This window comes from Paenibacillus dendrobii (assembly GCF_009807035.1).
Taxonomy (GTDB): domain Bacteria; phylum Bacillota; class Bacilli; order Paenibacillales; family Paenibacillaceae; genus Paenibacillus_AQ; species Paenibacillus_AQ dendrobii.
The window spans coordinates 161,146-175,524 of sequence record NZ_WUBI01000005.1; the positions used below are offsets into that span (position 1 = coordinate 161,146).

Below are 14,379 nucleotides of genomic sequence, written 5' to 3' on the forward strand. Positions count from 1 at the left end.
GCGTCCGTCCCCTACCTTCGTTTGATTGATTTGAAGCGACGTAAAGACCGTCTTTTTGCTCCTGCCTTTCTTTTCTTGTGACGATGCTTCGCCGCCGTCGTTCCTTGGATTCGGCTCCTGAGACCCTTCTGCATCCTTTTTTTCCCCCGTTTTCGTTTGACGGAAGCTGTTCCCTGCAAAGGTATGGGCAGAGGGGCACGATATGTCGACAGGCTTCGGGAAATATCGCCGCTCATCCAATCGGGGCATCCGCGCTGCAATTCGTGTACGAATGACCGGACTCTGTCCTGGTAAACCTCCAGGCCATAGTGAGCCCTCGCTGCTCCCGCATTCACGCTTCCGGTATGCTGCATGAGTACGGGGTCCTCCAGCAGTTCGGATACTTTTACGGCAAGCATGGCCTCATCCCCCAGAGGTACGGAAAAGTGCGCATTCCCCGTCATGGTCATCAGTTCTCCCAGACCGCCGCCGTCAAAGGACACGACCGGTTTGCCGCAGAGCATGCCCTCCAGTGCCGTCATACCGAACCCCTCGTGCACCATGCTTGGAACCACAAGGATATCCATCGCGTTGTATGCGGAATGAACGGACTCCACGAAAGGAATGAAGCGGAATCTTGTTCTGTAGCCAGAAGCGTTCACTTCAGTGATGCAGCGGTCATAATATGCCTGATCTGCCGGCTTGCCGATGATTACGAACCGGCAGCTTGCATATGTTTCGGATATCATGAGGGCCATGTGGATAAATTCGCGCAATCCTTTTTCGGGATGGATAAAAGAAGAGATATAACCAATGCAAGTCTGGGAATCCTTGAGTCGGAGAATTTTGCGGTAACCGGTGCGGATGAGCTTTTGATCCGGATGGAGCAGCCCATTATCGGAAGATGGCGGCAGAAGGGTGATTGGCCTGGATATTCTACCTCGAAAAATACGGGCCGAAGCTTCAGAGATGGCGATCAGGCAATCGCTGTATTTTTCAATGACATGCATTGCAGCAGAAGTGTATTCGGTGGCCTGCATTACCTCGGTAATTTTCCACAAGACAGGGATGCCTAGGGTTTTTGCGGCGATCGCGGGCAAGGCGTTGACGACCGTATTGGTCAATACCATATCCGGTGCAATCTCGGTTATACAGCGGATCACGGAGGAAAAGTCCGGATGGACCCGGAGTTCCTCCGCTTCCTGCTCCAGCCGCCCACCGGGGAAATACATGCCGTAAAGAAGAGGGTAGGATTGAATTCGCACCGGAATGCCTTGCTTTCTGGCATAGTTTGTCAGTTTCCCTTCTTGCGGAGCAGCCAGAATACAATCGAAATAAGGAGAGACTTGCAGACAGAACAGAAGCAGAAGCTTTTCGGCCCCTGTAATACTGCCCGTATTACTGACATGGGAGAATAGCAGGAGTTTGGGTTTATACGTTATCATGCGCATGGGATCTCTGTAAAAAGCACAGGGTACGATCCACACCTCCTTTGACCCAAGTAATACAATATATTAGAAGTTAATCTGTACCGGCACGACAAATGGTCCCCTCCATTTGACCAAAAGTGCAGGTTCGAAGCTCTCTTAGGGGAAAACAATGGACAGCATTTGGTTCAAACGATTTCCGTACGTGTGCTCCTGCATGGTCCGCTTTAGGGCATTCAGCGCGATGTCCCTGCGTTCCTTTTCATGGGTCAGGTAATATTCGACTTTATCGAGGAGTTCTTCCGGCGAGCTGTAGGTTTCGATTTCCTTGCCGGGGGTGTAAAACTTGGAGAGGTCGCTACGTGCATCGCTGAGCTGGAGGGTTGCGCAGGCAGAAATCTCGAAGGTTCGCGGGTTCGGAGAAGCAGCAGGAATCTTGACGGCATTATTGTTGACGGAATCATCTTCATGGGAACGGTGTAGATTAATAACAATTTTGGACGCATTATAGGCTTGGGCGGTTTCCTGCGGCCCCATCCATTTATTCAGCTCAATGCGGTCCTGATATGCGGAAAAGTTAGGGAGTCGGTCCCACCAGATCCCGTTGATGAAGGTATTATGCTGCATCAGGCGATCCATGATCGGACTCAGATACTCAATCCGGTTCCAGTAGGCGGAGCCGATGAAGCTTACCTCCCTGCGGGGATTTGACGGGGTTCTTTCCGGTCTGTAATGCTCGGAATAAGCGGCGAAAGGCAGATGATGAACCTGCGCGCATCCAAGCTGCTGATAGAACGGAATGCAATTGGACTCTAATGTAAATACATAATCGTAATGATTCACATTCTCAGTCGTCATATCCGTGTAATACGGGTCATCCGTCAGCCAGATTGCCGTTTTGATTCCTTGCTGGCGGATGGCATCCAGCTGCTCATTTTGAATGAACATGCCGTCCAGAACCAAGATCAGGTCTGGCATGACTTGGTATGCAATCTCGCTGATCAGCTGTCCCGGTTCAATGACGGTCAACTGGGAGACCATACCGCGAAGGGTCGAGGAGATGGCCTCATCCAGGGGGGAATAAGGAAATCCTTTTCCTGATGCCACGTACAGTACATGGATTTGACGTAAAGGAAATGCGGACGTATGACGGCTGATAATGTAATCGGCCCGCCCCTTCAAATAACCTTCATCATATCCTCCTTGATAGCCCGCTTCTCGGCCGCGTGCGCGAGCTTCTTCGGCCGGGTTCAAAACCTCTTGCCGCGTAACACTTTGACCGTGCTTAATGGTTGCCATGTCGTTACCCGCTCCTCTTCCTTTTAATTTTAAACAAGCTCCAGCATCGTTCTCATTCTCGAAACGAAGGAATGGTTCTGCCTTGTCGTCCATAACCCGCGCGCTGCCATTTCCAGCCGCCGGTCCTCGTGTTCCAGGTAATAGCTGATTTTATCTTGAAGCTCCTTAACAGAACCAAAGGTTTCGATGTCATAACCCGGTCTGTAATGCGAGTTCGTATCCTCGCGCACATCGGTGATCTGGAGCGTGCCGCAGGCACTGATTTCATAGGTACGGGGATTAATGGATTTGGCCCTGATCTGGTGGATGTTGTGGTTATCCTGCCCATACTCGTCCGGCCGATGGATGTTTAGGACGATTTTAGCCCCATTGTAGTAGTTAACGGTTTCCTCCGGTGCGATAAAACCTAGATGCAGCGCGCGGCCGAGCTTTTCGGTCTGGGTGATCCTTTCCCAAAATCCTCCGGCGATCAACACCTTCTTATCCTCCAGAAAAGATGCCATCTCATCAAATATGGCCACTCTGTTCCAAAAGGCATTGCCGATAAAGCAAATATCATACATATGCCCGGGTCCCGGATGCTGCGGCTTGAACATGGCGGTGTTTACGGCAAGAGGTAAATAATGCACCTTGGCAGCGCCAAGCCCGCGGTAGAACGGAACACAGCCTAACTCATGGGTGAAGACCATGTCGTATGCTGTACACATTGGGGCCGTTTCCTCGGTAAAATACGGATCATCAACAAACCATATTGCCGTTTTAATGCCCATTCCGCGGATTGTTGCAATATCCTCCAAATGGTTGTCAGGAAAAACATGAAGCCCGTTCATGACAAGCACCAAATCGGGTCTTTCCTGCGCAGCCAGCTCCAGCATGTTTGGAGCTTCCGCTACGATGCATTCTCTTACCAGGCTGCGGAGCGCCTCTGTCACTCCTTGATCGATTGCATGAAATCCTTGTGGAACATACAGTATTTTCATATCCCGTTGATATGGCTGCGGTAATGGCACTCGTTCTTTCACGGCCTGGCATATGCCAAGTCTGCAGCCATTGCCGTAACCTTGCCGGTAACTGGCGTTATTCCCTGCAACGTTTCTTCCCACAGCTTTCACCCTGCCTGTCGTGATATCAAAATCATAATAGAGAAGCTTTTAAACGGGCATCTTCCTCCGGGAAAACGGACCGCTTGTTGCGAAAAATGTTCCCACTTACGGATTCAAAAGCGATAAGCTCCGCTGAAAACTAATCAAAGCTATAATCATAAATATATGCGGAAGAGACAATTGCATCATGGACGACAGCCTTTCGGGCAGGAAATTGGCGTATGTCACGCTTTTCATGCAAACCAAAAAACCTTCAACTTCATGGCTTCCCATGAAGTTGAAGGTTTGACTGTTCCCATCCCTGCATATTTTCCTAGAATTCTGTCGATATCTCTATTTGGACTGGTAGGCTATCTGGTGCCCATCCTCATATCCTTTGGCAAATCCGGCATTGAATCCTTCGTTGTAGGCTTCATCAAATCCTTCGTTGTATGCGGCATCCGGTGCTTGAGGCAGCGCTCCCTGTTCCACCGGAACCGGAAGCACGGGTTTGACCCATCTGCGCTTGCGTTTCCTACGAATCGCGCCGAGACGTTGATTCCGTCCTTTTCCGCCTTTGACAAGGCGGCGGGTAGATTTGCCAGAACGCGTCTTTTTCGCTCTCAGCTTCCTTGCCTTCCGGGCAACGAGAATCTTCCGCCTCCGGGTACCGGACTTGGCGGACCGGGAAACGCGTTTCTTGGTCTTCATCCGTTATTCCTCCTGTATTTCGGTCATCATGTATGTGGCAGTCGGGATGCGTTGAACCAGGGCGGTGCAGGAGTACCGCTACGGGGATGGCATAACGTGATTCCTTGCAGCATCTCACACATGGTGGCCTGATACTGCGCAAGAAGTCGGATGTTCTCCTTCAGACTCCGGGCAGATAGTTCTGAATGGGAGGAAACATCCGCAATACTGCTGAGGATCCGGGCTAACGCCTGTTGGCTCTGGGCAATCGAGGCGATCAAGTCCAGCTTGGCTTCCTGCTCTTTGAGGAGCATGCTCATTTTCCCATGTCTCCCAGGTCAAATCCCGAACCAAACATGCCATCATCGCCACCAAGATCGTTCTCCTCCTGAATCAGAACAGCTTTCAAATTGCTGCAAAGGCCGTTCTCGAGCTTGGTGAGCCCCTCCAGCAGTTCTACGATTTGGCCGTGAATTTGCAGGGGTTCATTCAGCTGATGATCATGAGTCAGGAATGCATCCGCGTTCAAATGATTCAGTGCCCAATTCCGGACTTTCTCCGCCTCAACCGCCTTAGCTTCCAAAATCATGGCGATATTCCATTGAATTTTGGAAGCGGCATCCAACATATGCAAAAAGGCCTGTTCCCTGCTCATCTGCAGCACTCTCCTCTATCAAGTCTCCACTTACTCTTCCTCATGACTGCCAAGCTCTTTCACAACATGATTCAGAGTCTCCGCGAGCGCTTCCTGAAGATCCGCGATACTTCCCAGATAAGCAATAATGCTCTTATTGATTTGTCCGGAGTTCTCAATTAATCCGTTAATGCCATCGAATTCAGGATCGGAATCCGGCAGATCGTGTATGATTTGAGCCATCCGGACCGCCATCTGGCGCTCAGCATCCAGAACTCTGGCCATCTGTTGGTGTGAGTGGGACATATGGGTTAACATTTCATCAATTTTGCTCTGCATGGTCAATTCCTCCTGTTGATGCTTTCGCAAGGGCCGCGAAGGCCCGCCCCGCCTGATCCGCTTCTGCCTGCTATATCCTATGCCGGTCGCCTACAGACAGTTACGCCTTACGAGGCATGAACCTTAAATTAATTACAGGTCAGGGTTCTGAAGCATAGGCGGAGCAATAATCGGTAGTCCCCGTGGAATGGAATTCAGCTTCTCCGGCGACAATCTTATGACGCCCCTAGCCTCCATATTCCATCGTTCCAGTGCGCAATCCGATACAAACGGCCGGAGCACCTCTCCCTGGCTCCATTGATAAACGGTACCCTCTCCGGTGCTAACAAGTTGCCCCTCAACAAGCTCACTGCCTGAGATCGTCAATATGGAAAGCACTTCAAGCTCACTCATCGCCGTACCAGCAGTCGGGATGCGCCGGATATCCATTCTGGATAGCACAACCGGCCGGATTCCCGCCCTCTCGTCCATGCCGATGCAAGGATATTTGCTCCCTTTATATAATAGAAACTGTCGTCCACCCTGATCTCCTACTAATACATGAGATGGAAAAAAATCGGCAGGAGAACTATCCGTTCCTGGAGAGAGACCCTTTTCATACTTCAAGCCGTTATGTCGCACCTCATCCACCCAGGCGTGAGGATTTCCCCATTTGCCTGTATAATACAGCTCGTTATGTCCGTGAACGGCATGAAACTGTTCCTGTCCGAGATTCTTCATGCTGACGCTGCCAAAATGATGAATGAATGAATCGCCGGCAATAACCAGCTTTAGGCCGCAAAGCCGGAGCCGAATGATCCAGTCATCATCCTCATAATTACCGATCCTGAAGCCCTCGTCAAAATAACCGATCTGCTCCAACACCTCTCTCTTGAACAAAACGCAAAATCCGACTAGCCTGTCGGTCTGTTTCCACTTGGTGTCATCCGGTCCGCCCCGTGCAGCAGCATACTCCCACATCTGCTCCTCATGTTCGTAAGGAACAACAATCTGCTGTTCGCCGCTGATGTAATTCGTTACGGGGCCTACGGCGCCGATCAGGGGATCACTCTCTAGGCAACGCATCATACAGGTTAGCCAGTTCGGAGTCACCAAGGTGTCATTGTTCAAGATAACGATCGTGTCGCCTTTGGCCATCATCAAGCCCTGATTCACGCCTCCGGCGAACCCTCGGTTGTTCTCCAACCGTTTGAAACGCAGATGGCCGGATCTCTTTCCCAAGTAAGTGGCCGTCTCATCTGTCGAGCCGTTATCCACGACAATAATTTCATAAGGTTCGGCCGTGTGGGTCTCGATGCTATCGATGCATCGGGCCAAATATTCCGCTTGATTATAGCTGGGAATCACGATGCTTGTGCCATGAAACGGCTGTCCGAACGCCTCCTTCCCTTTTTCAACTCCCTGCTCATAGCCCCGTTCATACCCCCGCCGGTAACTGTTGCTTCTATCCGGATTGATGTTTTTTATTGTGCTTCTGCGGACCGGCTTCACCGTTCTATTCTTCAATACTCTCTTCATGCACACCCCTCCCCGCATATAACTTACAAGATTTATGGCTTGCAGCGCAGGCTTCAAGAATAAGTCCGTTCGCCCGAAATCAGCTTATCCGCCAGATGTCCGAAATCGAGCGCTACTTTGCCAAGCTCCACCGCTATTTTTTGGCAAATGACCACGGCCGGGATGCCGCTCGCAACCAACGCAATATCAAAGGAGCATTCCGCCGCTTCCGCCAGCACGCGGGGAATATCCGCAAATCCGTTTACGGGAGTAATGATCCCCGCCACATGTACTGAAGCTGCCAAAAGTACACCAGCCAATTCTCCTGCCAAATTACCGATGACAAGGACGCGTCGATCCCGCAGTAGAGGCTGTAGGAAACCATGTTCTTGCAGAGCGTAATTAATGGTGGAGGTCGTCATGGCAAGCGATCTGTAATCGATACCGTAATAATGAAATATCGGAAATAAAAGCCCCTGATATGTGGGAAGACGTGACGATGGAATGCCGATGATATCCGCTTTCCTGACCGCTTCCACCAGCAAGCCGCGGGAAGCATAATCAGGCAGCGTGATGCCGGCTAGCGGCAGGAAATCTCCAGCAGCCTTGGCATGTTCAAGTGGAAGCACGGTATCGTGAGCCAAAGCGAGCAGTTCCCCGTCCCCGAGCCGCACGACAGCGAGCGGCTGGCCAGCAGCCAAAGAACAGGCGATGCGATGATAGATCTCCTCCGGCCGCAGGAGCGGCTTCAATCGTGGCAAGTAGGCCTGCAGTCCCGCAGTGATAATTTCTCTTGCGGTCACATCAGGCAGAACCGTGTACGGCGGGAGCAATGATGCAACCTCTTCCTCCCCGCCTGCGAAGCTGCCTTCCCTGTATCCCATGTCATACCCTTCTGCATAAGCAGTCTTTTTCTCGCTTTCCAGAAATACAGTCTGAGGAAACTTCTCTACTTCCTTAAGCCGATAATCGTTTGCAAAATGTTTTTTGTATAGAGGCAACCTGTTTGCAGCCCTTGATTTTCGGCGGTGGGCGGGACGCTTCCTCCCTGCTCTGCGCTCCCGTACTTCCTGCTTCATTCTCTGCTGTGCGGATTCATGGCGGTTACGGGGCATCTTAGGTTTACGGATGATTTGTACAGCAACAGCCTTCTTCCGGAGTGGAATGAAGGCTGTTGTATTTTGGGATGGCCGTATCACGGGATCATCCCCTTCATGCGCCGGCCGGCTTCCTGAAGCGATTCGAAGGTACCTGCATCGCTCCACCATTTTTGGAGAATGTCATATTCCAGCTTCCCTTGTGCCGCATAGACGTTGTTGACATCGGTAATTTCAAGCTCACCGCGTTCCGAAGGCTTGATCTGCGAAATGATATCAAACACGGCCTTATCGTACATATATATACCGGTTACACAATAGGAGGACTTGGGGATCGCGGGCTTTTCTTCGATTTCCGTAATCAGCTCGTGCTGCTTTTTATCAAATACAGGCACTCCGTAACGTCTGGCATCCTTGACCTGTTTTAATAGCACTCTGGCCGTTCCCTCCGGCTGGAGCCCGTAGCTGTCAACGAACGGAGCCAAATCGTCCATGAACAAATTATCCCCGAGCAGCACTACAAAGCGGTCCCTATCGGATATGAATCCCCGTGCAAGCTCAAGCGCCTCCGCAATACCGCCTGCCCCCTCCTGGATTCGGTAGGTAAGGTTAACCCCAAATTCCCTGCCGCTGCCCAAAAAGTCTGTATACAAACCGGCAGACTGCTTACCCATAACGATTAAAATATCGGTGATTCCCGCCTGCCGCAACCTGTCGATGCCGTAGATGATCATGGGATACTTCCCTACAGGAAGCAAATGCTTGTTGATTAGCCGGGTCAGCGGATACAACCTTGTTCCTGTCCCGCCTGCCAAAACGACGCCTTTCACTGCACTTCTCCTCCTTCGGGTTTGCTTTTCTGCTCTTCGATATATTCACGCGGATCAAAATGCCATTTATCGATAAACAATCGAAAATTTCGATTGATTAATGCTTGCAGCTTTTTCGGCTGCGACTGCCTGAAGCTGGCGCTCCCTTTGTGATGTACCAGCACATCCTTACAAATGAGCAGCCTGTAACCTGCGATCCTTGCCCGGTGACAGTAGTCATCATCTTCGTAGTGACCCGGAGAAAAAACCTCATCCAGATAGCCGATCCGGTGCAGAACCTCCCTTTTCAACAATAGGCACATGCCGATAATTCGTTTTGCTTCCATCCATCTTCCGGCATCTGAAAGGTTATTGTCGGCGGCAATTCTCTGGAAATCCGCTATATCCCGAAAATGGATATTCATCTTCTGTACACCGCTTGCTTCATTCGTTACCGGTCCTACCAAGCCGATATCTGCACTGCTGTCCGCTGCCGCAATCAGATTAGTCAGCCAATTGCGGGTCACCGTCACGTCGTTGTTCAACAGCAGAAGATAGTCTCCCTGCGCTGCTTTCATTCCCAAATTACAGGCTTTGGGAAACCCTTCATTTACCGACAGGGAAATGAAAATAATTCCTTCCCGAATACAGTATTCGTCCGTCCCATCCGTTGAAGCGTCATCTACCACAATGATTTCGTAAGGAACTTCCGTATATTTTCGAATGGATTCTACACATGAAATCAACATTGGCAGCCCGTTAAAAGTCGGTATGATAATGCTGGTCATTCCCTTTTGTGCCCTCATATGGCATTCCTCTTCAAAGCGATATCCTTACGGGATAGCCTGCCGGCCGAACCGGATTGTCCCCGCCGCTTCAGCACTTCCTCGAGCGCCTCCGCATGATCGCCGATAATCATATCTGCAACTGCGTTGCCCCTGCCCGTGTTCCCGTCGCGTCTTCGGTTGCCCGCGAAAACATCCACCGCATGCACAGCTTCCACTCGGTAACCCTCAAGAACGGCCAGAGCCTGCGCCTTCGGCGGTACGGTCAAATGGTGCACATCCATTCCACGAATCAATCGTCCGGAAAGGGCATGGGGTACAGCCGTGAGGGAGTTGGCGCCCAGATCTCTCCGCCCCAGCGCCATATTCAAAAAGCTTTTGCAGTGTGTCACTTCATCCTGATGCACAAACAAAGGAAGAAACCCGTTCAAATCATTCAGAGCAACGTCGCAGCCGCCGTCAACCGCATATATAAAGGGGGCAAGCTCTTCAGCCGGAATAACCATATCCCCATCACAGAAAAGTATGGTATCCACTCCAGTCATCCTGGCCCCAATGCTTCTTCCTACGTCATGCCCGAGCAAATCCGGGTAATAAACCACCGTCACTAACAAATGGCTCCGGGTAATGGCATAGCTGTTGTCCCGGCAGCCGTTCAATACGACAATCACTTCCTGAAGCGGCAGTTTCTCCAGTTCGTTCAGCATCGCGTGAAGGTTGTCTTCCTCACTGCTCGCGCATACCACGGCTGCCGCGCTGCCTTTCAATAAAAGTGGTATTCCATGCACCGGGCAAGCAGCTCCTTGGGCGTATCCTTGAGCAAAAGCTCCTGCCATCCGCTTCATCGCGGAATATTCAGGCCTCGGAAGCATGCTGACGTTCATCCATTCCACAAATGACCTCTGCAGTCTCGATGCATAGAAATGAGATTCCGGTTCTCCTCCATCTGTTCTTTCCGGGCTCCCTGCTCTCCAGCCGGCCTTGAGCGCGCGGCGCACCCACGGATTTTTGTTGGCCTTGGAGGAGCCGTCGCGACGCTGCTTTATTTTCACAAATTTATTTTTCCTTGACCTGATTGTGTTTCGCCGGTGTCTCACACGTTCCGACCTGCCTTTTCTGCCACTCATTATTCTCACCTTCCCACCCTGTCTCTGTCACGTCCAAGGTCACTATGACCGCCTCTTGGATCCGTATGGGACAAGTACCAATCTAATGCCTTCAGATGATCTTCAATGACCACTTGCTGCAGAAGGTCCTGCCCGCTTGTTTTGCCCCTGCGCCGATTCATCCTGCCTACGGGCACCTCATGGACAGCCGCAACTTTAAGGCCCGAATGGACAGCCATGGCAAGGGCAAGCGGGGGAGTGGCAAGATGTTCGCTTCCAATAACCTCAACCGCACGGCGGTTCATGGCATGCGGGACAGCCGTAAGCGAGGCTCCGAGCAGATCAGATCGGCTAAGCATCGAATTCAGCGTGTGCTTGGCTAACACGACAGGATGAGCCTGACGTTTGTGTACCGGCCCGCGATAACGGTTCAGCGCAATATCCGTTCCGCTTAATACCGCGTCTACGAAATGGCGGAGATGCCTATAGTCCATTCTCATATCTGCATCAATAAAAAGCAGCACATGACCCGAGGCAGCTTCAGCCCCGACGGCCCTGCCCACATCATGTCCAAGCGCCTGCTCAAACCGCAGCACCTTGGCTCCCATTGTTTCGGCGATATCCGCTGTACGATCTGTACAGCCATTCGCCACAACAATCACTTCACAGGCTTCATGTACCTGCCAAGCTCCCTTAATGACATGACCAATCGTCTTTTGCTCATTCATAGCAGGAATGATGACCGATACGACCGGGTGCTCACAGCTTCTGCGTCCCAAAAGGCTTACCGTACTGCTTCGTTTACGTTTTCTTTGCGGCTGGCGCTTCCGTCCGGATGGCTTGTGCATGCGGGCATACTCCCCCTGTTCGAGTCGGCTAATATTTCCTTGAGTATCGTATGCTTCCTTAAGAGTCGTGGAAGCGGCTATTGTGCATGAAATTAGGGTTAACTCCCGGATTTCGGATGCAACGCAAAAAAAAAGACGCAGGAACTCCTGCGTCTGTGATTCATCTTGCTGTAAAGATCCGGCCCATTTCCGCGATCCGGCTAATATAGACGGGCGGTAAACTAAAAACCTCTGAATGAATCGGCCGTCGCCTGAGCAGCGCCTACGGCAATCCAGGACAGAAAACCGAAGGTTTCGGCTCCGCCCTGTCTACGGACGACCTCAATGAATGCCGTATCTTCGCGTTGTGTTTTCAAAACGGCATAGAAGTCAGGATGGTTGCACATCGCGACGATGACATAATGATTGTTGGAGTACGGCTCCTGCAGCGTAATAGCTACCTCCACCTGCAGCTGTCCCTCTCCAATCCGGAATGATGCCATGCCGAACTGCTGAACGCATGGCTGCCCGGAAACGCTCCGTACCGGCGCAAAGTTCAGATGGGATGCGGATACGGTTTGCCGCGCTAAGTGACTGCCTTGAACAGATTGTTCCTGGATATGCCTGCTGCTAACAGCTCCTGGCTGCAAATGCCATTCCTGCACACTCTCTGCCAGAAGATGCAGCGGACGAATGGATTCCGGCTGGATATGCGTACTGCCGACCGATCCCGGTGCGATCTTCGCTGCGCTGATCACACCGTCACGGAGAGCTTCTCCATGTACCGCACCGGGAACCAGATGCCTGCCTCCGATTGAACCGGACTGGATGTGCGTGCTACCTACGGACGAATCAGACAGCTTTTCGGCGGTGACAGCTCCCTGAGCCAATGCCTCCGTATTCACCGCCCCAATCGTCAGATGTTGTTCCCCTATGATACCTGACTGTAGCTGCTCTTCACCGACCGATTCGGGGGCCAAATGCATGTAATCAATCGCACCGGAAGCGATATGACGCTTTTGGACAGCCCTATCCTGCAGTTGCGTCGATGCTATGGAATTCCGCTGCAGATGATCCGCTCCGATCGATTCGGGAGCAATCTTATCCGCGGTTACGGCTTCCTCCTGTATTGCTTGAGTTGACACGGAACCAATAGCCAGGTGCAACTCCGTTACGCTATCAGGCTGAAGCTGGCGGCTGCCTACCGATTCTGCCGCCAGATGGTTCGTATTCACGGCATCATCCGCCACGTGCTGTTCCTGTACAGCGCCAGCTTGAAGATGGTGAGAAGCTATCGCATCCGATGTCAGTTGATGGCTGCTTACGGATTCGAAAGCGAGCTTGCTCTGCGTGACCACGCCATCTTGGATGGCTCCGCCATATACCGCCCCTTCGGCAAGATGACGCTCTTCGATCATGCCGGACTGCAGCTGCTCCGTCCCCACCGATTCTGCCGCCAAGTGTCTTGATGTAATAGCGTCGGGAGCCACATGCCTGGACTGTACGCTTTTTTCGTGAAGGTGGATGGAACGTACGGAATCCTGCTGAAGATTCACGCTACCCACCGATTCCGCTGCCATATGAAGCGCCATAACCGAAGCATCCTTGATGGCATCGCTACCCACCGATGCTCCCGCCAGGTGTCGGGCCTGCACGATTCCTGACTGTAACTGCTCCGTTCCCACCGCTTCTGCTGCCAAGTGGCGGTAGCCCACCGTTCCGTCTTCGATAGCTTCGCTACCTACCGATGCTTCCGCCAAGTGTCGGGCCTGCACGATTCCTGGCTGCAACTGCTCCGTTCCCACTGCTTCTGCCGCCAAGTGGCGGTAGCCTACCGTTCCGTCTTCGATGGCTTCGCTACCTACCGATCCGGCCACCAGGTGTCGAGCCTGCACGATTCCCGACTGCAACTGCTCCATTCCCACTGCTTCTGCGGCCAAGTGGCGGTAGCCCACCGTTCCGTCTTCGATGGCTTCGCTACCCACCGATGCTTCCGCCAAGTGTCGGGCCTGCACGATTCCTGGCTGCAACTGCTCCGTTCCTACCGCTTCTGCCGCCAAGTGGCGGTAGCCCACCGTTCCGTCTTCGATGGCTTCGCTACCCACCGATCCGGCCACCAAATGTCGGGCCTGCACGATTCCTGGCTGCAACTGCTCCGTTCCTACTGCTTCTGCCGCCAAGTGTTGGTAGCCAATCGATCCATCTTCGATGGCTTCGCTACCCACCGATGCTTCCGCCAGGTGTCGAGCCTGCACGATTCCTGGCTGTAACTGCTCCGTTCCTACTGCTTCTGCCGCCAAGTGTTGGTAGCCAATCGATCCATCTTCGATGGCTTTGCTACCCACCGATCCAGCAGTCAGGTGTCGGGCCTGCACGATTCCTGGCTGCAACTGCTCCGTTCCCACCGCTTCTGCCGCCAAGTGTCGGTAGCCCACCGTTCCTTTTTCGATGGCTTCCCTACCCACCGATCCAGCAGTCAGGTGTCGGGCCTGCACGATTCCTGGCTGCAACTGCTCCGTTCCCACCGCTTCAGCCGCCAAGTGTCGGTAACCGACCGATCCGTCTTCGATGACATCGCTACCGACCGATGCTTCCGCCAGGTGTCGGGCCTGCACGATTCCAAGCTGCAGCTGCTCCGTTCCTACTGCTTCTGCTGCCAGATGTTGATAACCTATCGATCCATCTTCGATGACATCGCTACCGACCGATGCTTCCGCCAGGTGTCGGGCCTGCACGATTCCAAGCTGCAGCTGCTCCGTTCCTACTGCTTCTGCTGCCAGATGTTGATAACCTATCGATCCATCTTCG

At 52.4% G+C, this 14,379-nt stretch carries 14 protein-coding genes; all 14 read right to left on the minus strand.

All coding sequences use genetic code 11. The features are described 5' to 3' along the window. Positions 1 to 11: 11 nt before the first annotated feature. On the minus strand, positions 12 to 1,430 hold the full coding sequence (locus GRF59_RS24925) for a glycosyltransferase family 4 protein (RefSeq protein WP_237392037.1): 1,419 nt from the start codon (positions 1,428 to 1,430) through the stop codon (positions 12 to 14). A gap of 135 nt (positions 1,431 to 1,565) precedes the next feature. Further along, complete coding sequence (locus tag GRF59_RS24930; RefSeq protein WP_160500445.1) at positions 1,566 to 2,705, minus strand: CgeB family protein; 1,140 nt, start codon at positions 2,703 to 2,705, stop codon at positions 1,566 to 1,568. Positions 2,706 to 2,734: 29 nt separating this feature from the next. After that, positions 2,735 to 3,817, minus strand: a complete 1,083-nt coding sequence (locus GRF59_RS24935; protein ID WP_160500446.1) for a CgeB family protein — start codon at positions 3,815 to 3,817, stop codon at positions 2,735 to 2,737. Between the two features lie 324 nt (positions 3,818 to 4,141). Next, positions 4,142 to 4,498, minus strand: a complete 357-nt coding sequence (locus tag GRF59_RS24940; protein WP_237392038.1) for a hypothetical protein — start codon at positions 4,496 to 4,498, stop codon at positions 4,142 to 4,144. Between the two features lie 26 nt (positions 4,499 to 4,524). Further along, positions 4,525 to 4,797, minus strand: a complete 273-nt coding sequence (locus tag GRF59_RS24945) for a hypothetical protein (RefSeq protein ID WP_160500447.1) — start codon at positions 4,795 to 4,797, stop codon at positions 4,525 to 4,527. Beyond that, positions 4,794 to 5,132 carry an alpha-helical endospore appendage domain-containing protein gene (locus GRF59_RS24950; protein WP_160500448.1) on the minus strand — a complete coding sequence of 113 codons (339 nt, stop codon included), beginning with the start codon at positions 5,130 to 5,132 and terminating at the stop codon, positions 4,794 to 4,796. The genes GRF59_RS24945 and GRF59_RS24950 overlap by 4 nt, the downstream gene beginning before the upstream one ends. 30 nt (positions 5,133 to 5,162) lie before the next feature. Further along, positions 5,163 to 5,450 (minus strand): nucleoside-diphosphate sugar epimerase, encoded by a 288-nt coding sequence (locus tag GRF59_RS24955; RefSeq protein ID WP_160500449.1) that lies wholly within the window; start codon positions 5,448 to 5,450, stop codon positions 5,163 to 5,165. 132 nt (positions 5,451 to 5,582) lie between these two features. Next, complete coding sequence (locus GRF59_RS24960) at positions 5,583 to 6,968, minus strand: glycosyltransferase family 2 protein (protein WP_160500450.1); 1,386 nt, start codon at positions 6,966 to 6,968, stop codon at positions 5,583 to 5,585. Positions 6,969 to 7,021: 53 nt separating this feature from the next. Further along, complete coding sequence (locus tag GRF59_RS24965; RefSeq protein WP_341480138.1) at positions 7,022 to 8,146, minus strand: GT-D fold domain-containing protein; 1,125 nt, start codon at positions 8,144 to 8,146, stop codon at positions 7,022 to 7,024. Next, entirely contained in the window at positions 8,143 to 8,874 is a 732-nt protein-coding gene (locus tag GRF59_RS24970; RefSeq protein WP_160500451.1) for a sugar phosphate nucleotidyltransferase, read from the minus strand. The genes GRF59_RS24965 and GRF59_RS24970 overlap by 4 nt, the downstream gene beginning before the upstream one ends. After that, a complete protein-coding gene (locus GRF59_RS24975; RefSeq protein ID WP_160500452.1) occupies positions 8,871 to 9,659 on the minus strand; it encodes a glycosyltransferase family 2 protein in 789 nt (262 codons plus the stop codon). Before GRF59_RS24975 ends, GRF59_RS24970 begins: the two co-directional genes overlap by 4 nt. Then, complete coding sequence (locus GRF59_RS24980) at positions 9,656 to 10,690, minus strand: glycosyltransferase (RefSeq protein ID WP_160500453.1); 1,035 nt, start codon at positions 10,688 to 10,690, stop codon at positions 9,656 to 9,658. Before GRF59_RS24980 ends, GRF59_RS24975 begins: the two co-directional genes overlap by 4 nt. An 80-nt stretch (positions 10,691 to 10,770) precedes the next feature. Further along, positions 10,771 to 11,592 (minus strand): glycosyltransferase family 2 protein, encoded by an 822-nt coding sequence (locus GRF59_RS24985; RefSeq protein WP_160500454.1) that lies wholly within the window; start codon positions 11,590 to 11,592, stop codon positions 10,771 to 10,773. 221 nt (positions 11,593 to 11,813) lie between these two features. After that, positions 11,814 to 14,379 (minus strand): WIAG-tail domain (locus tag GRF59_RS24990; RefSeq protein ID WP_160500455.1); only part of this gene is annotated, 2,566 nt, incomplete at its 5' end.